The sequence below is a fragment of the Paenibacillus zeirhizosphaerae genome, assembly GCF_030705605.1.
Classification (GTDB): Bacteria; Bacillota; Bacilli; order Paenibacillales; family Paenibacillaceae; genus Paenibacillus; species Paenibacillus zeirhizosphaerae.
This window is the reverse complement of the sequence record NZ_JAPCKK010000016.1, coordinates 256520-281785: the sequence shown is the minus strand read 5'-3', so window position 1 is coordinate 281785 and position 25266 is coordinate 256520. Positions and strand designations below refer to the sequence as shown.

The 25266-nt window shown below is 50.6% G+C and carries 22 protein-coding genes and 1 tRNA gene; 17 read left to right on the top strand and 6 right to left on the bottom strand.

The window, feature by feature from the left end; genetic code table 11:
• Positions 1–292 precede the first annotated feature (292 nt).
• Both OIN60_RS11075 and OIN60_RS11070 read left to right on the top strand, forming a co-directional pair.
• Positions 293–1195 (top strand): transposase, encoded by a 903-nt coding sequence (locus OIN60_RS11075; RefSeq protein WP_305754927.1) that lies wholly within the window; start codon positions 293–295, stop codon positions 1193–1195.
• A 580-nt stretch (positions 1196–1775) separates the two neighbouring features.
• Positions 1776–2240 (top strand): VOC family protein, encoded by a 465-nt coding sequence (locus tag OIN60_RS11070; RefSeq protein WP_305754926.1) that lies wholly within the window; start codon positions 1776–1778, stop codon positions 2238–2240.
• On the opposite strand, the gene OIN60_RS11065 is transcribed toward OIN60_RS11070, so the two are convergent.
• Positions 2227–3087 (bottom strand): hypothetical protein, encoded by an 861-nt coding sequence (locus OIN60_RS11065; RefSeq protein WP_305754925.1) that lies wholly within the window; start codon positions 3085–3087, stop codon positions 2227–2229. The two genes, OIN60_RS11070 and OIN60_RS11065, sit on opposite strands and share 14 nt — an antisense overlap.
• A gap of 221 nt (positions 3088–3308) precedes the next feature.
• Here OIN60_RS11065 and OIN60_RS11060 point away from each other — a divergent pair, with 221 nt between their 5' ends.
• Positions 3309–4811: an FAD-dependent oxidoreductase gene (locus OIN60_RS11060; RefSeq protein ID WP_305754924.1), complete on the top strand. Its 1503-nt coding sequence runs from the start codon at positions 3309–3311 to the stop codon at positions 4809–4811.
• A gap of 124 nt (positions 4812–4935) precedes the next feature.
• Here OIN60_RS11060 and OIN60_RS22620 read toward each other — a convergent pair whose 3' ends face one another.
• On the bottom strand, positions 4936–5058 hold the full coding sequence (locus OIN60_RS22620) for an MBL fold metallo-hydrolase (protein ID WP_370872465.1): 123 nt from the start codon (positions 5056–5058) through the stop codon (positions 4936–4938).
• Here OIN60_RS22620 and OIN60_RS11055 point away from each other — a divergent pair.
• The 3 genes from OIN60_RS11055 to OIN60_RS11045 all read left to right on the top strand — a co-directional run bounded on the left by OIN60_RS11055 (position 5057) and on the right by OIN60_RS11045 (position 9388).
• Positions 5057–7732 carry a YhgE/Pip domain-containing protein gene (locus tag OIN60_RS11055; protein WP_305754923.1) on the top strand — a complete coding sequence of 892 codons (2676 nt, stop codon included), beginning with the start codon at positions 5057–5059 and terminating at the stop codon, positions 7730–7732. The two genes, OIN60_RS22620 and OIN60_RS11055, sit on opposite strands and share 2 nt — an antisense overlap.
• Before the next feature lie 124 nt (positions 7733–7856).
• A complete protein-coding gene (locus OIN60_RS11050; RefSeq protein ID WP_305754922.1) occupies positions 7857–8246 on the top strand; it encodes a MerR family transcriptional regulator in 390 nt (129 codons plus the stop codon).
• Between the two features lie 164 nt (positions 8247–8410).
• A complete protein-coding gene (locus OIN60_RS11045; protein ID WP_305754921.1) occupies positions 8411–9388 on the top strand; it encodes an aldo/keto reductase in 978 nt (325 codons plus the stop codon).
• 86 nt (positions 9389–9474) lie between these two features.
• Here the strand turns inward: OIN60_RS11045 and OIN60_RS11040 are convergent, their stop codons facing one another.
• Positions 9475–11250, bottom strand: a complete 1776-nt coding sequence (locus OIN60_RS11040) for an ABC transporter substrate-binding protein (protein ID WP_305754920.1) — start codon at positions 11248–11250, stop codon at positions 9475–9477.
• Between the two features lie 122 nt (positions 11251–11372).
• Here OIN60_RS11040 and OIN60_RS11035 point away from each other — a divergent pair, with 122 nt between their 5' ends.
• From OIN60_RS11035 to OIN60_RS11010, 6 genes are all read left to right on the top strand, one after another.
• Positions 11373–11696 carry a hypothetical protein gene (locus OIN60_RS11035; RefSeq protein ID WP_305754919.1) on the top strand — a complete coding sequence of 108 codons (324 nt, stop codon included), beginning with the start codon at positions 11373–11375 and terminating at the stop codon, positions 11694–11696.
• Positions 11697–11813: 117 nt separating this feature from the next.
• The gene (modB, locus tag OIN60_RS11030) at positions 11814–12488 is read left to right on the top strand and encodes a molybdate ABC transporter permease subunit (RefSeq protein ID WP_305754918.1); all 675 of its coding nucleotides are present in this window, start codon (positions 11814–11816) and stop codon (positions 12486–12488) included.
• A gap of 252 nt (positions 12489–12740) precedes the next feature.
• Complete coding sequence (locus tag OIN60_RS11025) at positions 12741–13259, top strand: sigma-70 family RNA polymerase sigma factor (protein ID WP_305754917.1); 519 nt, start codon at positions 12741–12743, stop codon at positions 13257–13259.
• A 26-nt stretch (positions 13260–13285) separates the two neighbouring features.
• A complete protein-coding gene (locus OIN60_RS11020) occupies positions 13286–14395 on the top strand; it encodes a hypothetical protein (protein ID WP_305754916.1) in 1110 nt (369 codons plus the stop codon).
• Positions 14392–15375 (top strand): ABC transporter ATP-binding protein, encoded by a 984-nt coding sequence (locus OIN60_RS11015; RefSeq protein ID WP_305754915.1) that lies wholly within the window; start codon positions 14392–14394, stop codon positions 15373–15375. Before OIN60_RS11020 ends, OIN60_RS11015 begins: the two co-directional genes overlap by 4 nt.
• On the top strand, positions 15372–16253 hold the full coding sequence (locus OIN60_RS11010) for an ABC transporter permease subunit (RefSeq protein ID WP_305754914.1): 882 nt from the start codon (positions 15372–15374) through the stop codon (positions 16251–16253). Before OIN60_RS11015 ends, OIN60_RS11010 begins: the two co-directional genes overlap by 4 nt.
• Here OIN60_RS11010 and OIN60_RS11005 read toward each other — a convergent pair.
• A complete protein-coding gene (locus OIN60_RS11005) occupies positions 16248–17093 on the bottom strand; it encodes an alpha/beta hydrolase family protein (RefSeq protein ID WP_305754913.1) in 846 nt (281 codons plus the stop codon). The two genes, OIN60_RS11010 and OIN60_RS11005, sit on opposite strands and share 6 nt — an antisense overlap.
• A 595-nt stretch (positions 17094–17688) precedes the next feature.
• Here OIN60_RS11005 and OIN60_RS11000 point away from each other — a divergent pair.
• The 3 genes from OIN60_RS11000 (at position 17689) to OIN60_RS10990 (ending at position 20169) form a co-directional block, all read left to right on the top strand.
• Positions 17689–17761: transfer RNA gene (locus OIN60_RS11000), tRNA-Lys, on the top strand.
• A 181-nt stretch (positions 17762–17942) separates the two neighbouring features.
• Positions 17943–19853, top strand: a complete 1911-nt coding sequence (locus OIN60_RS10995; protein WP_305754912.1) for an ATP-dependent DNA helicase — start codon at positions 17943–17945, stop codon at positions 19851–19853.
• Between the two features lie 22 nt (positions 19854–19875).
• The gene (locus OIN60_RS10990) at positions 19876–20169 is read left to right on the top strand and encodes a DUF6509 family protein (RefSeq protein ID WP_305754911.1); all 294 of its coding nucleotides are present in this window, start codon (positions 19876–19878) and stop codon (positions 20167–20169) included.
• A 77-nt stretch (positions 20170–20246) separates the two neighbouring features.
• Here OIN60_RS10990 and OIN60_RS10985 read toward each other — a convergent pair whose 3' ends face one another.
• Positions 20247–21227 (bottom strand): NADP-dependent oxidoreductase, encoded by a 981-nt coding sequence (locus tag OIN60_RS10985; RefSeq protein ID WP_305754910.1) that lies wholly within the window; start codon positions 21225–21227, stop codon positions 20247–20249.
• 169 nt (positions 21228–21396) lie between these two features.
• On the opposite strand from OIN60_RS10985, the gene OIN60_RS10980 reads away from it, so the two are divergent.
• Entirely contained in the window at positions 21397–21999 is a 603-nt protein-coding gene (locus tag OIN60_RS10980; protein WP_305754909.1) for a TetR/AcrR family transcriptional regulator, read from the top strand.
• A 155-nt stretch (positions 22000–22154) separates the two neighbouring features.
• Here OIN60_RS10980 and OIN60_RS10975 read toward each other — a convergent pair whose 3' ends face one another.
• Positions 22155–23084: a hypothetical protein gene (locus tag OIN60_RS10975; RefSeq protein ID WP_305754908.1), complete on the bottom strand. Its 930-nt coding sequence runs from the start codon at positions 23082–23084 to the stop codon at positions 22155–22157.
• Positions 23085–23454: 370 nt separating this feature from the next.
• Here OIN60_RS10975 and OIN60_RS10970 point away from each other — a divergent pair, with 370 nt between their 5' ends.
• The gene (locus tag OIN60_RS10970; protein ID WP_305754907.1) at positions 23455–25248 is read left to right on the top strand and encodes a vWA domain-containing protein; all 1794 of its coding nucleotides are present in this window, start codon (positions 23455–23457) and stop codon (positions 25246–25248) included.
• Positions 25249–25266: the final 18 nt, after the last annotated feature.

The following is a 25266-nucleotide window of genomic DNA, read 5'->3' as shown; positions in this document are numbered from 1 at the left end:
CTTATTAAGGACGTTTTGTCATTGAAATTAGGTCATATCCAGAGTGAGATGGGTGTCTTTAGGGTGTGGTGTCTGGTGTCCGTTGCCTGGTGCCTCTCCATACAGCTTTGCACGATTATCCCTTTTGTTCAGAATGCAGGGTTGAGGTTGGGGGTCTAAAGGAATAGAGAGAAAAGAGATAAGAAAAAGAGGCAGCTCAAGTGGGATTTTCGGCTTGAAACAAGAACATACGTTTGGTATAATGAGAAAAAGAACTTATGTTCGTAGATTATGGATTTGGGGGCGAGCAGACATGGAAGTCCAAGCGGAAACGGAACTTCAATCCTTTAGCAGTCGTTATCACAACGAGCAGGCCTGCATGGAGGCATTGATCGCGATGAAGTGGCCGAACGGCTTTGTCTGCCCGCGTTGCGCTCACACCTGCTGCAGTCGTCTGACTTCCCGACGTGTCCCTTTGTTCGAGTGCGCAAAGTGCGCGCATCAAACGTCGGCTTTGGTCGGCACGATTTTTGAACGAACCCATCTCCCTCTGACCAAGTGGTTCCAGGCGCTGGAATTGTTCCTGCTCCCCGACGGCATCTCGGCGATGCGGCTGAGCCAGGTGATCCAGGTCACCTACAAAACCGCCTGGTTGATGCTGCAAAAAATCCGCCATGCCATCGGTGAGTTCGATGCCCGGGAGCTGCTCTGTGGAGACGTGAAGGTGAACAGCGACCAGTATGGGCGTAATCCGTCCCGCCCACACTTTCCTCATCCATATGCTTCGGCGGTCGTAGCCGGGTGCATGGTCACCGAGTCGGGCGAGCTGGAGCAGGTCAAAATCCGCCTGGTCCCGCAGAAGAAGGGAGATGGGCAAAGAGCGAATCGTCACGAACTCGCTGCGTTCATCAACGAACAGGTAGATGTCCGTGCATCGGCGGTACAGTTGTTCCCTCAAGCCTATCGGCTGTATGCACCTTTGCGGAAAGTGGTGAGAGAGGCGTGGAAATCGCTGAAGAGTACGTATGTAGCCTTGGGACCAAAGCATCTGCAGGCGTACCTCAACGAGTACACTGGACGCCGCCGACTGCACCTGTCCGGAGCGGAAGGAACGATGCAGCAGAAGTTGCTGTACATCGGTGTGGCGATTCCGGCGATTACCTACTGTCGGCTGATCGCGCGCCAACCGGTGCAGCCTCTTGCGGCTGCTGCCTGATCGCAGTGCTTGAACGAGGAGAGGTGAGCATGAGGTGCGTGGCTTGACCGGTGTGGGTCAGCATGAACGAGGACATCGGAAGCATTCGGGTTCAAGCGGCAACGAGGACCAGGGTCTTTTTATTTTTTCGGTGCCTTGCTTTTCTCCCGCCTTCTCTTTCGGTCCGGTTTCACATCACCTAAACGCTCTGCTTTCTCCTAAGATCGTCTCATGATCTCGAACCGGTCTGCTTCTCCATAAGGCACGATCAAAAAAATAATAGACCCATTCAATTGTCCTGAACAACGTAACAACAGGCATTTCGTGCCTCATTGGATCCGTTATTTTCTTTAGCGTGCCTAAAGTATATTTCGGTTCCCGGGTTTCTGTTTTTCTGTACCTGATCAAACGGGATAATCGTGCAAAGCCCCCGGGCAGCGAGTTCACATTCCTTGTTTTTACATTTTACTATATTGTGACTTATCTTTGTTATTATGAACTGTGGCAAGATGTTAATCATGTGGAAGGAATTAGTAGTTTTTGATAGAATAAACACGAAGATGATCAGGTAATAAATTTGTACGCATAAGGAGATAAAACTATGGCAGAAAACAAATTACTAAGAATGGACAATGTTGGCATCGTTGTAGAATCCCTTGATGACGCAATCTCTTTCTTCGAGGAGATTGGCTTGAAGCTCGAAGGACGAGCTACTGTCGAAGGCGAATGGGCTGGTCGCGTAACCGGGCTGGGTTCACAGTGTGTAGAGATTGCTATGATGGTTACCCCAGATGGCCACAGCCGACTTGAACTTTCGCGATTTCTTACCCCACCTACTATATCAGATCACCGAACTGCTCCCGTAAATGCCCTCGGTTATCTACGCGTCATGTTCACCGTTGAAGACATTGACGAAATGGTGTCCAGACTCACTAAGCATGGTGCTCAGCTCGTTGGCGAAGTGGTTCAGTACGAGGATTCGTATCGGCTCTGCTACATTCGTGGAAAAGAAGGACTTCTAATCGGTTTGGCGGAACAACTCGGTAATAAGGCTATTCCTTCTTAATTTTGGAAGGACTATTGATTTTGTATGGAACCGGGTGTTTGACAAGCTTCTTCTTGATGATTTTGGCATCAAAGGTGAGGACGTCTCCTTCAGCCAGCTCATGCTTCTTCATCGTGGCGCTGTTGCTTGACCAGGCTGCACCGATCTCCATCATCTCAGGCTCAAGGATCTTCACATGCTCATAAATGATGACCTCATCATCATTATCCGAGAAATGGTTGGGAATGGTGGTGAATTCCTTGACAACAGCCATCATGAGGACCTTGTCCTCGGGCAGATCAAGCTTGGGTGTCTTATCCTTGGCACTTTTGGACTTCGCCGATCCGTTACGGTTGACCTTGTCTTCAGGTGCATCGTTTTCATCGACCAGTCCCTCCGGATCGCTCTTGAGCGGGCTGTCGTCCGGCTCTCTCTTGGGCATCTCCGCAGGGATATCCGCATCAATGATGCCAGAATCGGAGGCATCTGCTGACCATCTTTCCAGTCTCTGAGCTTCAACAGCTTCGGACTTGTCAGTATTGGATTTCCCGGCAACAGATGATTCGTCGTCTCCAGTCTGCTCACTTCTCGTGGTTTTGATGTTGTAGGCGGAGGCCTGCATTTCTTTCAGATATGAGGGATGGATGCAATGTTTCTGTCCGTTATCCAGTTGGATAACCGCCGTCAGATCATCGACATATCCAAGCAGCTCACAAGGAATGTTCAGGCCGTTGCCCTTATAATAGAAGGTTTTAAGCTTGGTGGCTTTGTCTGAAAGCAGGCCCCATGTCTTGCATTTGTCAAGCAGTTCGTCTTCATTCTCGAAGCTTATGTAATACGCAGGTTCAATCCTGAAAGCATAGGTCATGGTTATAGGTTCCGTCCTTTCACATCTTATCTCGTTCCCTCAGTGTAGCATAGATAGCTGTTGGCTTCATCTGTTATACATCATCAAGAATAGTTTTACCGGTTTAGCGTGAAGTCAGTACTGTTGAAAAACATATAGGTCTGTGCTACCATGCGGAAGTTGGGAGATTGCAAAAAATATCGATTGCTCGAACTGCATTTGAAGGGAAGTCGGAAAGAACCATGAAAAGATGGAAATATGCCGTGGGTGGCATTTGTGCAGTAATTGCTGCCATACTGCTCACATTATGGGTGGTCCCATCCCCAACAGAGAAGACGGTAAATGAAGTCAGCGTCAGTCCTCCTGAACCGTTGGCAAATGAAAGTCATGCAAGTCCTCTTGAGCCATGTGATGAGGGATGCGACAAGTATGATGTTGTAGTCATCGGCAGCGAGATCCAGGGGGTGCTGCTCGCCAGAGAAGCGCGTAACCATGGACTGCGTGTGCTGATTCTTGACCCCCGCAGCAAGCCGGGCGGCGAGCTTACGCTGGCGCAGATGCAGTTTCTGGACGAGCCAAATGACAAGAACAAACAGAGCCTGGTACAAGGTGATATCAAGCCCTTATTTGACGGTTACAAGAGGGGAACGATTCGCACGGCGGCTGAATTCGACGAGTATTACAACAAGATGGTGCAGGGAATTCCTATGCAAAGCGGGATTGAGATTCAATCTGTGGAATCGAACGCTTTGGAGCAGGGCAAAACCTTAACCATGCTGACTTATAAAATGCCGGACGCAACGATACATAAGGTTCAGGCTAATTACTGGGTGGAGAATACCGATTTCGCGGCACTGACCGGCAAGCTGGGGGCAACGCGTATCCCCGGAATGGAGAGTCTGTACAACGGAGATCACGAGGAGCCTGATTATATGGCGGCCACACTCATGCTCAGATTCAAGAAGGTTAACTGGGGAGCTTTGCATCAGGCTGTACTGGAGGATTATCCGCTAACGAATGTGCAGGAGAAATACGGTCCTAATACATATGTAGACTGGAACATTGCCACAGGCTTCAGCAATATTATGAGCCAATACAAGCCGCAGGATCCACAACTGGTGCTTAGGGGCATGAATACTGTGGATCAGAAGCACGGGGAAGTCATTATGAACGCGCTGCTGATCTACGGAGTGGACCCCGCCGACCCCGCGTCGGTTCAGGAGGCTGTACGCAAGGGGAGGGAGGAAGCGCCATTTGTGCTCGAGTTTCTCCGTGAGAACATTCCGGGCTTTGCGAAGGCGGAGCTTAACGGTTTTCCAGAGTACTTGTACATCCGTGATTATAACCGGTATGAGACGGAATATGTGCTGCAGTACGATGACGTCAAAAATAGCCGCATGTTCTGGGATAATGTAAGTATCGGCGGTTATTCGATCGATCTGCAAGGCACCCAAAAGATACCGAAGGGAATCGGCTTTGGCAAGACCGACCGTTACGGCATGCCGCTTCGTTCCTTCGAGCTTAAGGGTTATGACAACGTGCTTGTTGTCGGTAAAAACGTCGGTGCCTCCATCAAGGCTTACGGCAGCGCCCGAATCATGCCCAATACGGCCCTTGCTGCACAGACGCTCGGAATTATACTGGGGCGGGAGCAGGACAAGCGGCTGCAGGAACTGACCCCAGATGATTTTAAACGAATTCATGCTTACCTGCAGAAAGATTACGATATTGTGTTGAACCATTGATGTGGTATCGGCAACCAGGGGTTCTGCAAAATAAGCAATGAAACAGAAAAAGCCCGTTAGATTCCTTGAGAAAATCAAGGATTTAACGGGCTTTGCCGTTTTGAGTAGCTGTATATTCAAGCATTTACGGTAAACTTCCGATATGGTCAGGGTGCGAATGGGTTAAGATAATATGGTTAAGAAAGGAACGGAGTAGCTTGCCAGGTGCATTTGCTGCGTAAATACATCTAAAGAGGGTGCTTTGCATGAGAAATATTTGGCGCATTTACATAAATGACTGGAAAAATGTATTCAAGGTGTCCACAGGTGTGCTGCTGGTTATCGCCATTATTTTCTTGCCTTCTGTGTATGCATGGGTGAATCTGAAGGCGATGTGGGACCCGTATGCGAATACCTCCGGGATCAAGGTGGCCGTTACAAGCGAGGATCTGGGGGCGGAGGTTAACGGCACGAAGATCAATATCGGAGATGAAGTGATCAACAGCTTGAAAAGCAATACGAAGCTCGGCTGGACATTTGTTGATCGTGAGGAAGCCAGAAGAGGGATAGAGGAGGGGGATTATTATGCCAGCCTGCTGATTCCGCAGGATTTTTCCAGCAAGATTGCCAGCATATTGACTGTAAATCCGCAGAAACCACAAATTTTGTATTCGGTCAATGAGAAACTGAATGCGGTCGCAACGAAAATTACATCCTCCGGCGCAACCTCGCTGACCAATCAAATCAGCAGCAATTTTATCGAATCGGCAAGCGAGGCCGTATTGAGCAAGCTCAAGGCGGCCGACATCAAGCTTGAAGAGGAACTGCCGACCATTAGAAATATCGAAAACCAGGTGCTGGAGCTGAACGACAGGCTGCCGGATATCGAGATGCTTGGCAATCAGGCGTTGGAGCTGGAGGCGAAGCTGCCTGCGATCAAACAGCAGGGGCAGAAAATATTGGCCCTGCGGAACCGTATTCCCGAAATTAACGAAGCAGGACAGCTTGTACTGAAGATTGAGGAAAATCTGCCGCTGCTTGATGAAGCAGCCAAGGGTGTGCTGCTGGTCCAGCAGCGGCTGCCCGAGATTCAAACCGCCGCAAACCGGATTGTAGAGCTGGACCAAAATTTCGGCAAAGTGGAGGATACGCTGAGCACGGCGCTGAAGGATCTGCAAACGGCGCTTGACGTTATCGCGGCCGCACAGGAAGCATTGCCAAAGCTGGAGCAGGTGGCGGCAAGCGGTGGTCAGTTTGCGGACAGCTTATCAGACTTTCTGACAGACCATCGGGGGGCGTTTGACTCGCTGGCACCGATTATTAAAGAGGATCTGATCCTTGTGCAGCAAATTGCCGGTGAAGTCAGCCAGCTTACGGACATCATCAGAGGCACGGATTTTGATCCGGATGCCGCCGCCGCTCTGCTGAGCCGGGTGAGCGGACGCATCGATACGGCAGCGGCGGTACTGGGGCGAATATCCGGGCTGCTGGCCGAGCTGAACTCCTATCTGCCGAATCAGGCGTTGAACACGGCCATTTCGCGTATAGATCAGGTGCAGGATCGTTTCGGACGCCTGTCCACTGTCATGACGAGCATAGGCCAAGCTTTGCAACAGGGGAAAAAACCGGCATCTGATCTGCTGGATAACGCCGACAAGCTGGCCGGAGAGATCGATGATGCGACCGGGGATATTTTATCCCGCTATGATACGGAAATCGTTCCGGCTGTCCAGGATGCATTACAGCAGTTGCGGACCAGCGCTGTGAATGCCGCCAATGTGCTGAAGACGGCAGAGGAGCAACTGCCGAATATCGGCACCATTCTCGCTGATGCGCAGCAGGCCGCCGAATTCGGACAGAAGGAACTGACCCTGCTGCAGAAGGACCTGCCTGCCGTACGGAACAGGCTTCATGAAGCGGCCGCCACCATCCAGGGCAACATGGACAAGTTCACTTTAGCCGTGAATCAGGCGGCCGATTTTGTGAATAAAGATCTGCCTGGTGTGAAGCAGAAAATCCATAAGGCTGCCGATTTCGTGCGCAACGATCTGCCGCAGGCGGAGGCGCAGTTTGAACGGCTTGCAGATTTGATAGAAAATAAGTTTCCCGAGGTGGAGGACGCGATCCATCAGGTGGCGGGTTTTGTGCGTGAGGATCTTCCCGGCGCTGAGAGCTCTATCAGCCGCGCAGCGGCTGCAATCCGGCAGTACAGAGCGCAGAACGATCTCGGCCAATTCATCTCGCTGCTGAAAGGAGACGTGCAGAAGGAGAGCGATTTCCTCGGCAGCCCGGTGGAGCTGAAGGAGCAACGGCTGTATCCGATACCGAACTATGGCTCGGCGATGTCGCCGTTTTATACTACATTGTCCATCTGGGTCGGCGCCATGCTGCTTGTTTCCCTGTTCAAGGTTGATGTCGAAGATACGCAAGGGATCTACAAAAGCTATCAGGTATACTTTGGGCGTTATCTGACCTTTGCGACCATCGGCATTTTTCAGGCGTTAAGTGTATCGCTGGGAGATTTGTTTTTGCTGGGAACCTACGTACATGCCAAAGCGCTGTTCGTATTGTCGTCGGTGTTAATCAGCCTTGTTTTTGTTGCCATTACCTATACCTTAGTCTCGGTGTTTGGCAACATCGGCAAAGGGCTGGCGGTTATTTTCCTGGTGCTGCAGTTTTCGAGCTCAGGAGGAACGTTCCCGGTCAGCACCAGCACGGCCTTTTTCCAGATGCTGAATCCAATCGTGCCGTTTACGTATGCCGTCAGTCTGCTGCGTGAAACGGTTGGGGGCATTCTGCCGCGCACGGCCATTAAGGATGTGCTGATGCTGATCCTGTTCCTCGCCATCTGTTTTGCCGTTGGCCTGATCCTGAAAAAGCCGCTTGGCAAATACACGAAACGGATGGCCGAAAAGGCGAAAAAGACGGGGCTTATTCCGTAATTCTCTATGATGAGATTATTTTTTGTGAACAAGACAAGGCGGTTTGAAATTAAGGTGAAAACGTGTGATATGATGGTTTTGAAAAAACAGGAAAAGAACAATTCGCTGAAAGGAGACTCTTCCCTTGAAAATAAGCCAGCTTTCCAAAGTGACGGGGGTAAGCGCCCGCTCGATCCGGTATTATGAACAGAAAAAGCTGCTTGCTGCAAAACGGCTTGACAACGACTATCGGGAATTCGACGAGGCCGATGTCAAGCGCATCAAGACAATCCAGATTTATTTGGAGCTTGGGATGTCAACAAAGGAAATTCTTGAAATTTTGAAATGCCATGATACTTATGATGCTTATTCCGACGATGACGGGGTCTGTGAAGAAATGCTTGGGGCTTATGAAGAAATCGCCCAGCAAATTCAATCCCTCACTGCCGTACAGCAGCGGTTGGACCAACGCATCGAACAAATGAGAGCCCGTCGGTTACTGACAACCACCACTGGCGGAGTTTCCGAATCATAAGCAATTCTTCAGCAGCAAAAGGAGTTTCAAAGACAAGAAAAAACAGGTAAAATAATGGTTGACAGCGTTCTCACCTCATGGAATAACACAAGCCTCAACTGGAGCGCTTCAGTTTTCGCATTTTTGCCAAATCCTATTTCTTATGAAAGGGCGGGAGGCTGGATATGCAGCATTCTTACTTGGGCAAGTCGGGATTGAAGGTCAGCCAGCTGTGTCTGGGAACGATGAATTTCGGGCCTGAGACAGAGGAGAAGGAAGCGTTCAAAATTATGGACGCAGCGCTGGATGCAGGCATCAACTTCTTTGATACTGCGAACGTGTACGGTGGTCAGTCGAACAGGGGCTGGACAGAGGAAATTATCGGCCGCTGGTTCAAGCAGGGTGGCGGTAGGCGTGAGAAGGTCGTGCTTGCTACCAAGGTGTACGGTGATATGAATGAAGAGGCGGACGGCCCCAATGGCGACCGAGGATTATCCGCCTATAAAATCCGCCGTCATCTGGAAAGCTCGCTGAAGCGTCTGCAGACCGATCATATCGAGCTGTACCAGATGCATCATGTGGACCGTAACGTATCGTGGGATGAGCTGTGGGGCATGTTCGAAAACGCAGTACAGCGGGGACAGGTGGGGTATATCGGCTCCAGCAACTTTGCCGGCTGGCATATCGCCGTGGCCCAAGCAGAGGCCAAAGCGCGTCATTTTCTGGGATTGGTCTCCGAACAGCATTTATATAATCTCATGCAGCGAACCGCTGAACTGGAGGTGCTACCAGCGGCGGAAGCGCTCGGGCTGGGCGTCATTCCCTGGAGTCCGCTGGCAGGCGGGCTGCTCGGGCGCAATGCGCTTTCCGGTACAGGCGCACGCAGCGCTCGCTCGCAGGAGCGGATTGAGGAGAATCGGAGTCGTTTGGAGCAGTTCGCGGCCCTATGCAGTGAGATCGGGGAGAAGGAAGATGTTGTCGCGCTGGCATGGGTGCTGTCCCATTCAGCCGTAACTGCGCCGATCATCGGACCGCGGACTTTAGACCAACTGGAGGACTCTCTCCGAGTTCCTGAAGTGAAGCTGAATGAGGATGTACTCAAGCAGCTTGACGAGATATTTCCCGGTCCCGGCAAACCGGCGCCGGAAGCCTATGCCTGGTAATACGACAGCTTGAACATACAAAAGGAGTACCCCAAGCGGTTAGTATGATGAATCCGCCGTTAGGTACTCCTTTTTTGTGCAGTAGTTTATACGGAGGAGGGCTTGATCCATATTTTTGAAATATCGACAAAGCCGAACGATTCCACCTGGAGACCGCGCAGCGAAGGATGTAGGCGGCTTTTTTTGTTCACATGACAGCCGTGCAGCAGCCAGTATTCCTGACGAACCCTATGCTCCAATTGATCAATCCGTTCCTCCCGTTCTTCCGAATGCATTTCGCTGAAGCCGCCAAGCAGGGCACTTACTGTCTTCTTTTGTTCGTCCTGCAGCAGCAGGTTCAGGTAATTTTCCGGGTTCAGGTAGAAATTGATCAATCCCCATTCCACATCGGTTTCCAGCACTTCTTCAGCCAGAATCATATCCGCCTCCTTCCGGAACATCAGAGGGTCAATCCGGTGTATAGGATGAAGGGTAAGCTCCACGCCGACGGAGGCACAGCGCTGCTGCAGCCAATGCGCTTCGTCGGTCTCGTCCTTCTTGGGCAGGAAATACAGGCTCAATGCCTCACCTGTATAACCCGCTTTATTCAGCAGAGGCGCAATCTCGTCAAGCGGTCTATCCGGGATCGGCAAAATGCGGCTTTTTTCCGGGAGAAGGCTGCTCGCTGCCAGAAGACGATTGCCCCTCAATTCACGGATCAGGGCATGCTGATTGTACAGAATGCGCATCGCCTCACGGAACGGATGCTGCTGTTGAATCCCCTTCCTCGTCATGTTGAACAGCAGATACCGGCAGCCGGTCACGGCATAGTCCAGCTCTGATGATGCCTGCTGCTCCTCCGCCACAGGTGTGTTAGTCTGGGGAAGCGAATAATTGCGGACATTGGACCGCTCATTGGGTACAAACAACAGTTCAACACGGTCAAGCAGCGGCCGTTCCCTGAAATGGTCACTGAATGCTTCAAGCACGATCAGATGCTCTGTTTGTTCAGCAATACGGAATGGACCGGTGCCGATCACAGGATGCTCGTTCAGATTAGTGCCTACAGGAAGGATAGACATATGGACCGAGGCCACCGAATGCAGAAAAAAGGTATTTGGCCTGCGCAGGTAAAAGATGACGGTCCATCTTCCACGTGCTTCCACGCATTCAACATCCGCAAACTGCCACAGGGCCGGAGAATGATGCCCCCGCAGCCGGTTGAAGGTGAACACAACGTCCTCGGCAGCCAATGTACGGCCATGATGAAAGTGGACATCCTTGCGCAGATAGAAGACCCAGCTTTGATCCTCCTCTTGATACTCCCAAGTGTGTGACAAGGACGAAAGAAAACCGCGGGTGGCCGAATCATAGACGATCAGCGTATTGCATAGCTGGCCCAGCAGACTAGTTTCAATAGCTGTAAATACTCTGGCAGGGTCCATAATGTTCAACTGCCGATTATAGGTTATGCGCAGAATCTCCGGACCTGCCGCATCCTGCTCCAGGGTCTGCAGGCCAAATTCCCGGTCCAGCATGTTCCGCAGCTTATCCTGTAAAAAAGGAGAGAGGGCAGGGTTCAGCATCAGCTCCACGGCTTCCCTGACCTTTCCGTCCTGGAGATAGGCCCTGAATTGTCCCTCGACCAATTCGTCCAATCCGCGTAGCAGTGTTATGCGGGAGGTACAGCCGCGTCCTTTGCCCGCTTTCCAGCGGATGTAATCCGTCTCCTCCAATTTGCGCAAAATGAACTTAACATTCCTGGGCGTACAGCACAGCTCTTCCGCCAGCCGTTGCACCGTAACAGGATGCTCCTGGTCTTGACCGGTTAGGTTTCCACACATTTTCAAAATTTTCATATAATGCTGTTCCATCAAGTTCATCAGGTTTCCTCCGGCTGTAAGCAACAAAATATATAGTACATCATATCATCTCCGCGCTCGCCCGGTACCATCAAAAATAGGTGGGAATACATTGTAACAAATGAGTGAGAGGGGGGAGTATCGTGCAGATGATTTACCCGCTGGAAAAGGATGTGTGCAGACAGCATATCGGCAGAAACGTATGTGTGGTCTTACACGACGGCTCTTATATGACCGGGACGCTGAGTGAGGTGACAGAGAACGGACTCGTATTCGGCGGAGCGCCCGTGGCGCCTATGAAATCGTCTGTCTCCAAGGGAAAGCAACGACGCAAAAAGACACCCGCTGTGAAGATCAAGGCTTTTGACTACGGCTATCCCTATCAGGGCTACTATAGTCCCTATCGAAACTTTGCGCCTTGGGCGGCGATTGCTTTCTTATTTCTGCTTCCTTTTCTGTTCATTTAACAGACAGACCGGCAGACAGAGCCATCAGCGGGGCCCCATCTGCCGGCCGATCTATTGGCTTTACAGCGGGAAAGAGGCTCCGATATAATGAACCATTATACATAGGCGAGGAATGACATGACTATCCATGGGGTTGATTTTTGGTCTCCTGTTAGGCTTTCACTGCAAATTTCATTTGTTTCCAGCATCATCGTGCTTATCCTTGGGACCCTATTGGCATTTTGGATGGCACGGCGCTCTTTCCATGGTAAAGTGTGGGTGGAAACACTCTTCATGCTTCCGCTCGTACTCCCCCCTACGGTTGTTGGTTTTATACTATTGGTCATGCTGGGCCGCAAAAGCTGGACAGGTCAGCTCATTGAGCGGCTGTTTGCCACTCCGGTCATCTTCACCTGGTCGGCAGGGGTCATCGCTTCCGTGGTTGTTGCGTTTCCGCTCGTCTACCAGACGATGAAGAACGCGTTTGCCTCTGTTGACGAATCGCTTGAGGAGGCGGCCAGGTCCGCTGGTGCAAGTGAGTGGCAGGTGTTCAGGTACGTGACGCTTCCGCTTTGCGCCAGATCACTCATGACGGCTTATATTTTGGGAATAGCCAGAGCCTTGGGAGAGTTCGGGGCTACACTGATGATCGCGGGCAACATTCCGGGAAAGACCCAGACCGTTCCCACGGCGATTTATGTCGCGGTTGATACGGGGAACTATACGTTGGCCTGGGCTTGGACAGGCGTGATTGTCCTGATTTCTTTCCTGCTGCTGTTGTTGACGGGTAATAAAACCAAGAAAAACCTGTAAGAGAACATCGAGAAAAACTCAAGAAAAATGTTATGGATAACGGGGCAGTCTCTTAAGTCATTTACAATGTCTTAAGGATTGCCTTTTTTTATTGTTGTCAAACCAATGGATGCCGGTGGAAGGTGACAACATGACAAAGCCCTGCTATATAATTTAAAAATGACGAATCTAAAAAATTCTCTTGTTTATGCTACAAAAGAGGAAAAGGGTTCGTCTTCCTAATAGCTGCAGCTGAAAGGAGGCAATTTTACAATGAGTATTCCGGAATCCTCAGCATTCCGCAACATATTTTATGAGCATTATCCAACCGTACGCAGAAAACTGGCAGCGCTGGTGCGCGATGAAGCCGCAGCCGATGATCTGGCACAGGAGGTATTCCTGAGGCTGTACAGGAACCCGCCGGACAACCCGGCAACCATGGGAGCATGGCTGCACCGGGTATTGACAAGAATCGGATACGATTATTTAGAGAAGAAAGCAAGAGAGAGAAAGCTGCAAAACAAGCAGGAGATGATGTTCGAGGGAGAAGCCGTTCCCGAATCCGGTGAAGAGGCGCTGATGCGACAGATGGATAAGGAAGAAGTTCAAGCTTGGCTGAACAGGCTTCCTGAAAGGGACCGTCAGGCGCTGCTTCTTCGCTACTCGGGCTACAGCTACGCGGAGATTGCGGAGGAGCTTAATGTCAGGCAGCCACTGATCGGTAGTCTGCTGCAAAGAGCGACACGCAAGCTGCAGACGACAGCTGCCAAGGCTATGGCCCGGCAGGACTAACTCACATTCGGAAGGATTGAAATGATATGACTACTAAACCGCGGCATTCAGAAGCGGACAAAACTACACACGAAGCCTGGAAAAGGCTGCAAGAGCAATTGGCCGCAGAGCCGGTGAACGCCAAATGGGAGACATGGGGGAGCGCTGGCAAAGAAAACGGATCGAAGCTTGCTGACATGATTGCGGCCCCAGCGGCTTCTGCCGCAGTTCATGATTCATCACCTCAACTGAAAGTTGAAGCTCCGGCTCCGGTTAAGTCTTCCCGCCGACGGGCAGGCAAAGGTCGGAAGTGGGCAGCCGCCGCAGCGGCAGTCGTCATTTTCGGTACTGTACTCGCCACACCTATGGGAAATAACGCGCTTGCCGCTATTTTGCACCAATTCAAGGTACAGGAGATTACCAGAGTTGACGGGGACTCGCTTGAAAACATGTTTAATCAGATGGTTCCGGGCGAGTCGGCCAGCAAAGATAATATGTTCGGCCAGTTCAGCACCGAAAGCGGAAATGTCCAAGGGGAATTTACACGTGAACAGGCAGTATCCAAGCTGCCGGAATACCAGCTTCTGTCGCCTGACCTCACAGGCAGCAAAGAGACCGTCTACATTACTCCTTCGAGAACTATTACAATGAAGCTGAATGTGGATGAACTGAATCAGGCCATGCAGCGTGTAGGGGCGACGGAACTGCTGCCCGATACCATGGATGGTAAAGAAGTGACCTTCAGTATGCATGAAAGCATCATTTACGACTTGGGGTCCGACGAGCAGCAGTGGGCATCCCTGACACAGCAGCAGGCGCCTGAAATTATGGTGGATCCGTCCGTTGATGTAAAAGAAGCAGTGGATGCTGTTCTTCAACTCCCTATTCTGCCTTCCGACCTGAAAGAGCAACTGCAGCGGAGCGGCATTCTGTCCGGCTCGATCCCCATGCCGTATGTGGTTGGTCAAGATGCCAAAGCAAACGAGATTACGCTTGGTGGAACTAAGGTTCTCGTTGAACAGAGACAGTACGACACCGTGACAGACCGCACTGCGATCTGGATCAAAGATGGGCAGTTGTTCTACTTTGAAGGCGGAAGCGCTTATGAAACGGAAGCTGAATTCATGAACAAGCTTAAGGAGTTGGTGGGGGCATGAGTGGTCCGGCAATCGACGCTAAAGGATTGACCAAGGAATACAGCAACGGGCGCGGCTGCCGCAACGTCACCATCACCGTAGGGAAAGGGGAAGCCTTTGGCTTCCTCGGACCCAATGGGGCAGGGAAAAGCACGTTCGTAAAGATGCTGGTCGGGCTCATTCATCCGACGGCTGGGGAAGCAAGCCTGATGGGCGCCCCCATCGGTACGCTTGAAGCGAAGCGGCAAATCGGGTATCTTCCCGAGCTGTACAGGTATCAGGAATGGCTTACCGGAGAAGAGGTCGTCCGGCTGCATGGACAATTATGCGGCTTGGACAAGCAGGTGATAGAACAGAGAGTTCCTGAGCTGCTGCACATGGTCGGTGTGGGCCAGCGGGGGAAGGACCGTGTTAAGCATTATTCCAAAGGCATGCAGCAGCGGCTCGGACTGGCTTGCGCGCTCGTGAATGATCCGGCCATCATTTTTCTGGACGAGCCGTCATCAGCCATGGACCCTGTCGGACGAATGCATGTGCGGAATATACTTGAAGAGCTGAAGCAGCAGGGGAAAACGATTTTTTTGAACTCCCATCTGCTTGAGGATGTAGAAGTATTATGTGACAGAATGGCACTCTTAAATAACGGACAGGTTCTCCGTCATGGACGGGTAGCCGAAGTGCTTCAGAAGCGAGTCTGCTGGCGTTTTAAAGTCGGCGGATTTTCGCCTTTTTTGCTGTCCTGGCTCATGGATACGACAGGTCTCAGCTTTCGGGTGCTTGCCGATGAGCAGGACGAAGGCGGCGTTGTCGGTGAAGACAGTCTGGACGATACTGTTTGGCTTGAAGCAGAGCTGGAAAACGAAGAACAGGCCGGCTGGATCAATACACTGCTGATCGGGCAGGGCATGACACTGTATGAAGTCACCAAAATTCGTGAACGGCTTGAAGAATGGTTCATGGAAGCTGTTGCAGGATTGGATCACAGGGGGGAACAGGAATGAGGATCATTTGGACCATGACTTGGAAGGAGCTGCTGCGCAAACGGGTTCTTTTGCTGACGCTTCTGCTGACAGCTGTATTCCTGTTGGGCTTCTGGTTTATTGCCGGTGCGATTGGAGATGATCCTGCCTCTAAGGTGATTACGAGCGGTTCGGGTAATGAAGCTATAATCCAGGAATTTGTGCTTGGGATGTTTATTTTGATGCTCGGATTTTTCTTCGCGTGCTTTGTGCTTGCCTTTTTGGCGATTTTCAGCTCATTTTCCGCAATTGCAGGCGAGGCGGAGCAGGGAGTCATGCAGGCGATGCTGCCGCGGCCGATTCCAAGGTGGAAATGGTATACGGGCCGCTGGCTAGGCTATGTTTCACTTGGTTTGGTGTATGCGCTGATATTGTACAGTTTGATCTTGTGGATCACCGGTATGCATGCTTCGATCCCGCGTGATCCGGTAGTGCTGGTGCAGGCGTTCTTGCTCTTTGCTTCGGTCGTTCCCTTGCTCGTGACCGTATCTATGTTTGGATCAGGCTATCTGCCCTCCATTGCGAACGGTGTCGTAATGACGATGCTTTATGGTGCTGGATGGCTCGGCGGCATGATCGGCAAAATCATCGGCTCTGTGGGCCTGGAGCCAGGTCCCATGCAGACCCTGAACAATATAACAGGTGTCTTGTCCCTGATCATGCCTGCCGACGGGCTGCAAAGGAAAATGCAGGCCGTGTTGTTCAGCTTCGAGGATATTAACGGACTCCTCCCGATGGGCTCGGACGGACCTTTTGGTATCGGGGAAATTCCGTCGACAGCGTTTTTGGTGTATGCGGCATTGTACACGGCTGTTCTCTTTTGGCTAGGGATGCGCCGCTTCATCCGCAAAGATTTATAGTTTATTAGGTTCCTGCAGCCATGCAAACATGTTCCGGATCGCCAAGGCATGCATGGAAGGGGGCAGATGATGCCCGTATCCTGTAAAAGTGTGAAACGTCACATCTTTTCCTGCTTCATGCAGACGCCTGAACATATTTTTTCCGTGGCTGTAGTCGACCTGCGCATCCTCAGTCCCGTGCATGATCAGCACCGGGCAGTGAATTTCCTGCACGTGGGCTATCGGTGATCTCAGCTCATAGGCTTGCGGAAGCTTGCCGGTTGAGCCGCCGATCACCCGCTTCATCATCCGGCGGAGGTCAATCCGCTCCTCATAGGTTTGGGCCAGGTCCGAAACACCGCCCCATAATACCAGCTTGTACATATGCAACAGCCGCACTGTGGCGGCTGTTGCATTGATCGAGCCTCTGGAAAACCCCATAACAGAAATACGCTGGTCGTCGACAAAAGGCAGCCCGGCCATAAATTGATAGGCGCTGATTACATCCTCAATATCACTTCCCCCAAATTGATCCCTTCCTTCACCACCTTCGCTGCCACGGTAGGAAGGTGCGAAAATAATATGATCATGAATGGAAAAGTCCTCTAGCCACGTTGTTTTGACTTGTCCCACTCGTCCGATCCCGCCGCGGCAGTAAATCAACACCGGCCATTTTCCTTCCGGCAGTTCTGTGCACGTTACATGAACCGGACAGGCCAGCTCGGTTGCTTCAAGATCTTGTATCCCGTAATGGTTCTGCAGCCATTCCTGTACCTGTGATATAGGTAACCTCCAGCCATAGGGTAGGCACATATATCCTTTTACGCGCAACCCGTCTGACAAATAGGTGAGATGATACATATGTAGGTTCCTTCCTTTATATAAAGGTTGTGGTTATATTACAATATTATCATGCATAACAGCGCTCTAAAAAATGCTGTATCGGAGGTTAAAGTTTGAAAATGTAGGAAAAGAGGCTGAAAGGGGCTGGCTTGGAATTAACCTTAAAGGGGTGTGCTTATGACGTATTTTGAATTTTTGTCGATAATTCCGATCTTGGTATACTTGATCTTTATTGGAGTAGGTATTTATGTATTAGTACTTTTTATTAAGCTGGCAAGAAGGGGTATCAAGGCACTTGATCTATACATACAGGGAAAAAACGACCGGATGTGATAACAATGATAACATATGATTAAAAAAATCCATAAATCGTACGAGGAGATAAGACATACGATTATGGCAGAGGACATGTACTTGATTTCTCCCCCTCCTTAAAGGCCGGGGGTTCTTTTGGCACGAGCGAGGCTTGGGAAATGTGTTTTCCCTAGCAGATAGCCCGCATCTTTATTGACTTTTTTGGGATTTTTATGGTGCAGATGGATATATTTCAATTAAAGTTTTTCTTGATTTTTGTAAGGAGTAGGAGTAAAGTAAGAAAAGTAAATAATATTACGGATTGTTAGCTCAGTTGGTAGAGCATCTGACTCTTAATCAGGCGGTCCAGGGTTCGAGTCCCTGACAATCCATCATGGATTCACATTAGTAGATCAGAACTGGTCTGAACAAGAGATGATGCAAACGATCATAGCAGAGGATCTGCGCTCAAAATTTCCCCCTAGCCTTATAGGCAGGGGGTTCTTTTTGGCGCGGACGAAGCTTTGTAAATAAAACGTGATATTTCAGAAAGATGTGGAGGCACAGCCGTAATTGACAACCTATCCTTTTACCTTTGATCCTTCTCGGCCGTTTATGCAGCAGGCCTCGGATTGGATCGCTGACGTGTTCTATGAGATATTGCCCGAAGCCGGATTTGAGGTTCGGGATGAGCAGATTTATATGGCGTTCCAGCTCGAACGGGCGTACGCCGAGAAGAAGACGATTTTTGCCGAAGCGGGGGTGGGAACGGGGAAGACACTCGTCTACCTGCTCTACGCCATCGCTTATGCGCGTTACACACGCAAGCCGGCCATCATTGCCTGCGCGGACGAGTCGCTGATTGAACAGTTGGTTAAGCCTGAAGGCGATATCGCCAAGCTGGCCCGGCATCTGGAGCTGACCATTGATGCGCGTATGGGCAAATCCCAGGATCAGTATATTTGCCTGAATAAATTGGATGATGCGCGGACAGGCTTGGAAGATGGGGAACTGTACCGTGAAATTTATGAAGGGCTTCCGGAATTTGTCCATTTCCCGGAGACGATGCAATCGTTTCATCCCTATGGTAACCGCAAAGATTATCCGCAATTGTCTGATGGGCAGTGGAATAAGCTGGGCTGGGATGTGTTCCAGGACTGTCTCGTCTGCAGCCAGCGTCACCGCTGCGGTCAAACGATCTCGCGGGATCATTACCGCCGGGCTGCGGATCTGATTATCTGTTCGCATGACTTCTATATGGAGCATATCTGGACGTTCGAATCCAGAAAGCGGGAGGGGCAACTGCCGCTTCTCCCTGAGCACAGCTCTGTCGTGTTTGACGAAGGGCATCTTCTGGAGACGGCCGCGCAGAACGCGCTCACATACCAGTTGAAGCACACCTTGTACGAAAGCATTATCGTCCGATTGCTGGAGGGGGAGATTCGCGAATCCCTGGCAGTTACAATTGAAGATTCCATCATGCAGAGCGAGAAGGTGTTCCTGTTGCTGGAGCAAATGAGCTTACCGGTGCCGGGTTCGAACCGGAGGAAATTCGAGGTGAACGACGGGCTGCTGCGTGAAATCAATCGTTTTGGTGATATGCTGTCCACAATTGAAGAAGAGCTCGTGTTCGAGGGCGGCTTGTTTACGCTGGACGATTACCAGCTCAAGATCGTCGAAGAGCATCTTGAGATGATGCAAAAGGCACTGGCTTTGTTCCGTCAGCCGGATAAGCTGATTTCCTGGGTAAGGGAAGACGGCGACGAATTGACCTTGGTCATTATGCCGAAAGGCGTAAAGGAAATTATGGCGGAACGTGTGTTTGCCAAGCAAATGCCGGTTGTGTTCTCCTCGGCTACGTTATCGGTACAAGGCTCCTTTGGTTACATGGCGGAAATATTGGGGCTGGAGGACTACCTGTCCTTCTCCGTTGCTTCTCCTTATGATTATGCCGAGCAGATGAAGAATGTCTTGTACCCGGTAGAGAAGCCGGGTGAGAAAATAAAGCTTGCATTGGATTTTCTTCAGGAAAGCGGTGGAAGAGCTTTGATTCTCTTTCCGTCCCAGGAAGAATTGGAGCAGTTTAGAAAAGGGGCAGCGCAGACAGCGGGCTTCGAGCAGTTTCGTTTTCTGTACGAGGGTTCGGCTGAAATCAGCCATCTGATCTCCTTGTTCCAGAACGATGAAGCCAGTGTGCTCTGCGCGGTAACTCTGTGGGAAGGGCTGGACATTCCAGGGCCGTCCTTGTCGCATGTTATCATCTGGTCGCTGCCGTTTCCACCGGATGACCCGTTGTTTGCATCACGCAGGGCGGAAGCGGCGGATGCGTTTGCGGAAGTAGATATGCCGTATATGCTGCTGCGGCTGCGGCAGGGCATCGGCCGTTTGATCCGTTCCCGTGAGGATCAGGGCACTGTATCAATCATGGGGGCGGAATTAAAGGAAGAACGGGTAAGGGAGCAAATCAGCAAGATTTTGCCTTAATCCGCCGGAGAGGAAGATAAGAGTGGAGATTACATCATTCACAGTAGAAACAGTGAAAGATCCGTTCGGCATCATTGCCGGGACACGGTATGAATATATGCTGGAGCTTGAGGTAGACGAAGAAGATGAGCTGTATAGCGCGAATGGTGTGTATTTAAGGGTGATTTACAGTGTGGAAGAGGACAGAACGCGCATTGTAAAGTATGAGCTGTATGAGCGATCGACGGACCGTTATCTCGAATTTGACCTTGAAGAGGATGAACTTGCCGAAGTGGACGCATTCTGCAGCGAGCATTTGGCGGAAGCCGAGGAGTAAAACCAAGAACAGCCGGGCCGGATAAGGTTAAGACCCTTGTCCGGCCCGGTTTTTAATTTTTGCATTCGCAGACATGCTTACCGCATGTTTTTCGCTATCACGACTTTCCCCCGTTTTTGCTGCGCTTCGCTTTTACGGTACGCCTGCAGCAGGCCTTGAGCAGTAAAGGGATAGGTCTCCTCGATATGGATATTCAGCTTGCCCTCTTGCATGCTGCGCACAATGGCTTCAAAATCGGCCCGGTTGGGTACTGCCTGGAAGAAACGTGCATCAATGCCTCGGACCTGCGGACGTTGATTGATCGCAAATGCCACGACTGAAACATAAGTGCCGCCATCCTTGATCACTGAGTAGTTCTTTTCTCCGATTTCTCCCGGCAGCCCGGTACCGAAAGTGGCTGTGTCCTTGGCAGAATCCAGCACGATATCGACAGGCTCGGTTATTTGGGCAGCAAAGTCGACTTTCGTGTAGTCGATCACCTCGTCTGCACCGAGTCCTTTGACGAAATCATGATTATAGTTCCTCGCGGTTGCGATAACATATGCTCCATGCTGCTTGGCCAATTGGACTGCCGCATGACCCACGCCTCCGGCTCCGGCCTGCACAAGGATACGTTGTCCCGGTTGAAGGTGGCCATGCTCGAACAGCGCTTGCCAAGCTGTCAGGGCAACCGTCGGCGCGGCGCCGGCCTCTGCGAAGGAAAGACTCTCCGGGATAACGGCCAGATGATCTTCCTCCACCGCAACATAATCCATATAGGACCCCATCGGAACCATACCCATAACGCGATCCCCCGGTTTGAAATGACGCGCCTTAGCGCCAACTTCTTTTACGACACCGGCCACATCAATACCGAGAATGAGCGGCAATTGTACCGGAAATTTATCAGCCATCGGACTCTTGAGGATCGCACCGCTGCGCAATTGAATATCTGCAGGGTTGATGGAAGAGGCGCGCATTTCGACGAGAACCTGTGTGTCGGTGAGAACGGGAACTGGCACTTCCAGTTCATCCAGCGTTCCGGGGATTCCAAAGCTTGTCAAAGCTATAGCTTTCATGATAATGCCTCCTATTAAATTGATCATATGTTGTTTTTTCAACATATGTTTTATATAGTGAATGTATCAGGGAAATTGATGGTGTTCAATGGTTAAAACAAGCGTGGTTGTTGATTTTTCAACAGCGGGCTTCGAAATGTTCATTTTTTGGATAAAAGGGGAGAGCGCTATGGACAGACGTATTCAAAAATCGAGGCAAGCGATTATGGACGCTTTTATGAAGCTGATGTCGGAAAAGGATTTTGAAAGTATTACGATCAACCAAATTGCGGAAGAAGCGAATGTTAATCGCGGGACGGTGTATTTGCATTTCACGGACAAATACGATCTGCGGGACCAATGCATGGAAGTTCAATTCAATCAGCTGCTACGCAGTTGCATGCCGGAGGAGGGGATGGTTTTTACTTCCAAAACCGCGCTGCTGCGCACATTTGAACATTTGGAGCAGCATGCTTCTTTCTATTATGTGATGCTAACAAGTAAGGGGAACACGGTGTTCCGCGACCGTATGGAGACGGTGATTCAACAAAGCCTGAATGACCACTTGGATTCAATTGGCCTTGATAAGGAGTTGAACAAGGACATTACGGTGCAATTTTTAATTTCAGCGGGAGTGGGGCTGTTGGAATGGTGGATTACTCGCTCGATGCCTTTTCCGGTATCGGTCATGGTTGAACAATTTTGGCAGCTGCTGGAACGTCTTCAACTGCAGTCAGATGAACTACCCAATCGGAGCAAAAAAAATTTGGGTAACAAAGCCCACTATACCTAAAATGCAAAAAAACGTTACACGCTTATATGGCAGCGCGCAACGTTTTTTTGCACTTTAATCATTTTTTTGCAAGATCCTGTCTTTTTTTGCAGGGGAAAGCCTCTCTTAGTACGTCTAAAGCTTGAAGGCCGCAGGCCTTCGTTGCAGGTCTTCGTTCAAGAAATTCCGTTCCTATGCTCATAACGCATACGGTAAATGTCCTTTACTTCATCGGCAAGATCGCCGAAGGGCTCATACGGGTTAGCCATGATCATCTTGTGCAGCCGCAGAAAGCGGTCTTCTGGCAGCTTGCGGACGTATTTGTAAATAAAATTGGAATATGTCACCACATATTTCTTCAAGCGCACGGCAGCACTGGCCACGGAGATTAGAATTTGCTCGCCCTGTGGCATGTCCAGAATCCTGTTCTCGTAGAAGGTGACATAACGGAGTGTTTTCTCCTTAACTAGTTCCCGCTTGATTTTGGCGATTTCGCCGATATATTCGACAAGCAGCGGCTCATAGCTCTTCAGCAGCAGAGCATCCAGAATCAGATCCATGTCGCGCCGCAGCACAAAGGATTGAAGTAAAGCAATCTGCTGCAGCTTCATCCGGTCGTCCCTGAGCAATACACCGATCTCGCGCAGCATTTCGTAACACAGCAGCTCGTCGCTCTGCCTTCGGGCAACCGCTTCGGCGCGGTTGCGGGTTAAGCCGTCTTCGATATCCTCAAAGCGGTATTTGAACAGCCGCCGTTGCTGGTGCCGCAGCTCGTAGGGCTTCAAATGGCGCTGCATGAGCCAGAGCAGAATCAGCAGCACCAAGGAGATGGCGGATACGAGCAGGGTCTGCTTCGCCGGGATACTGAAATAGATGGCTGCTACAGCAATCACTATGCCGATAAACAGATCTTTGCCGAAATAACGGGCGGTTTTGCGGGCGGCCATATCCTGTACAGAGACGAGCGTCTTTCTCCCGCAGACTGAGCATTGCTCCTCCCACAAAGCGGTGAAGCCGCCACAGCGCTTGCAAATCCGCAGCTTCTGGTAGGCATGGCGTGTCCTGACAAACGGACGGAAGCGGACAGGCTGCTTCGGGTTCATCATGATTGCTCACTCCTCCGGTTCAAAGCGCTCAGCAGCTCGGTGTCGATTTGATCGAGGGAAGGTGCCTTTCTTTTATGAAAATAGTAGGTTAGCAGCTTAATCATGACAAAAAGAAACAAAACGGCAAGACATCCGTAAGAGATCATATGTTTTCCTTTCCAAGCGATTTGGTGTCATTTTTTTCATATTTTGCGGTATTGATTACGCTATAATTATATCATTGCCGTGCTTGGATGGTAAAATGTCGGTATGCTTACAGGAAGTTATCCGTCAGAGGGAGGGTACTTTTCAGCTAAATTTCATTTTTATTTCATCAGAATTTAAGAAAATCATAGTACAACTATAGAACTATGGGTAAAGGGGTACAGAGATGAAAAGTCGATTCAGGCATACGTTTTGCAGATTGCTGACGTTGCTGATCCTAGCGGCGAGCGTGTCAGGAATGAACCCATTCAAGGCCTCTGCCGCAAGCTCCGCTTCGCAGGTGGATGCGGTGCTGGCGGTGGATGTCAGCAATTCGATGAATACGAGTGATCCAGCTAAGATCGGCAACGAAGCGATGAAAATGTTCATCGACATGCTGTCCGAGCAGGACAATAAAGTAGGCATTGTAGCTTATACAGACGTGATCCAGCGGGAGAAAGCGCTGCTGACTGTAAAATCGCAGGAAGACAAAAATGAGCTGAAAGAATTTATCGACGGTCTGAATCGCGGCGCGTATACGGATACGTCTGTCGGGATTAAAGAAGCGGTTAATCTGCTGCAGGACGGGGCGGAACCAAGTCACGCTCCTATGATCGTTATGCTGGCTGACGGCAATAACGATTTGAATGAAAGCACAGGCCGCACCGAGACAAACTCACAAAAGGATATGGAGCAGGCGATTGCGGAAGCGAAGCAGAACGGCATTCCGATCTATACGATCGGCTTGAATGCCGACGGCAAGCTGAACAAGGAGTCACTGGCGAACATAGCCGAAGAGACGGGCGGGAAGTCGTTCATTACGAGTAACGCGGACGACCTGCCGGGGATATTGAGCGAGATTTTCGCCAGCAGTCTGGATTTGAACGTCGTTCCTTTGCAGCCTATCACTGGGAACGGGGATTATCAGGATGTCACGGTGAACGTGCCGAACGAGAATGTGCTGGAAGCCAATATTTCCATCATGTCTTCTCAGCCTATTGATGCGCGGCTTGTCGATCCTGACGGCAATACGAGAAAGCTTCCGGCGGATGATATTCTGCTCTCCAAGTCGAAGAGCTACTCACTTATCAAAATGCTGAAGCCGCAGGCAGGAGATTGGAAGCTCCAGATTAAAGGCGTCGATCAGGATAAAATTGATATCAATCTGGTATTCAACTACGATCTCGGGCTTTCGCTGAGTGCGATTCCCGATCAAGACTATGCAAAGGGTGACAACATCAATATCAATGCCTACCTCACCAGCGGAGGACAGCAGCTACAGGACACCAGCTTATATGAGGGCATGAACGCAGTGCTGAACATTACGGACCTGGACACCGGCAAGACGGACACAATGGAGCTGGATCATCAGAGCGGCTCCTTCAGCGGAACCTTCAAGATTCCAGAGGATCACAATTATGAATTGAAGGTTAGGGCTGAAGAGGAAAGCTTCTTCCGCGAAACGGTTCCGGTGACGATCCGGGCGGGGGCGGCTGGACCAGGAAGCTCGTCGTCAGCTGGAGCTGTGGCTGCTGCCGGGAAGACAAGTATGGTGCTTCCGGCGGTGCTGATCGGACTTGTTGTTCTTATCTTGCTGGCTGCGGCTTTTTTCATCTGGAAGTATTTCAAGAAAGCGAGCAGAGGCTTCGTGGGGCAAATGGTCGTGGAGGTCAGAGATGAAAATACAGGCGAGAAATCGTATCCGCAGTACAGGAAGCTGAGCGGCTTCCGCGGCAAATTTAATCTGCACCAGCTCATGCAGTTGGCTCCTGAATTCGCTGAAACGGAGAAGGTTGTCTTTACACCAGCCAGCGGCGACCGTTTGACGGTACGCAGCACGAGCGATTTGACCTTGGAGAAATCAGGCAGAGCCGTTGATGCATCCCGCGGAGTCGAACTGAAGAATGGCGACAGGCTATCGATCCCGCTCGGAAGCGCAGGCAAAACTATTTTCCTTGAGTATCTGTCGGTGAACAGTTGATCCAATCATGATCCAATC

Coding starts and splice junctions, on each gene's coding strand:
- OIN60_RS11075 (WP_305754927.1), top strand. CDS start 293: ATGGAAGTCCAAGCGGAAACGGAACTTCAATCCTTTAGCAGTCGTTAT.
- OIN60_RS11070 (WP_305754926.1), top strand. CDS start 1,776: ATGGCAGAAAACAAATTACTAAGAATGGACAATGTTGGCATCGTTGTA.
- OIN60_RS11065 (WP_305754925.1), bottom strand. CDS start 3,087: ATGACCTATGCTTTCAGGATTGAACCTGCGTATTACATAAGCTTCGAG.
- OIN60_RS11060 (WP_305754924.1), top strand. CDS start 3,309: ATGAAAAGATGGAAATATGCCGTGGGTGGCATTTGTGCAGTAATTGCT.
- OIN60_RS11055 (WP_305754923.1), top strand. CDS start 5,057: ATGAGAAATATTTGGCGCATTTACATAAATGACTGGAAAAATGTATTC.
- OIN60_RS22620 (WP_370872465.1), bottom strand. CDS start 5,058: ATGCAAAGCACCCTCTTTAGATGTATTTACGCAGCAAATGCACCTGGC.
- OIN60_RS11045 (WP_305754921.1), top strand. CDS start 8,411: ATGCAGCATTCTTACTTGGGCAAGTCGGGATTGAAGGTCAGCCAGCTG.
- OIN60_RS11040 (WP_305754920.1), bottom strand. CDS start 11,250: ATGAACTTGATGGAACAGCATTATATGAAAATTTTGAAAATGTGTGGA.
- modB (WP_305754918.1), top strand. CDS start 11,814: ATGACTATCCATGGGGTTGATTTTTGGTCTCCTGTTAGGCTTTCACTG.
- OIN60_RS11025 (WP_305754917.1), top strand. CDS start 12,741: ATGAGTATTCCGGAATCCTCAGCATTCCGCAACATATTTTATGAGCAT.
- OIN60_RS11020 (WP_305754916.1), top strand. CDS start 13,286: ATGACTACTAAACCGCGGCATTCAGAAGCGGACAAAACTACACACGAA.
- OIN60_RS11015 (WP_305754915.1), top strand. CDS start 14,392: ATGAGTGGTCCGGCAATCGACGCTAAAGGATTGACCAAGGAATACAGC.
- OIN60_RS11010 (WP_305754914.1), top strand. CDS start 15,372: ATGAGGATCATTTGGACCATGACTTGGAAGGAGCTGCTGCGCAAACGG.
- OIN60_RS11005 (WP_305754913.1), bottom strand. CDS start 17,093: ATGTATCATCTCACCTATTTGTCAGACGGGTTGCGCGTAAAAGGATAT.
- OIN60_RS10985 (WP_305754910.1), bottom strand. CDS start 21,227: ATGAAAGCTATAGCTTTGACAAGCTTTGGAATCCCCGGAACGCTGGAT.
- OIN60_RS10980 (WP_305754909.1), top strand. CDS start 21,397: ATGGACAGACGTATTCAAAAATCGAGGCAAGCGATTATGGACGCTTTT.
- OIN60_RS10975 (WP_305754908.1), bottom strand. CDS start 23,084: ATGATGAACCCGAAGCAGCCTGTCCGCTTCCGTCCGTTTGTCAGGACA.
- OIN60_RS10970 (WP_305754907.1), top strand. CDS start 23,455: ATGAAAAGTCGATTCAGGCATACGTTTTGCAGATTGCTGACGTTGCTG.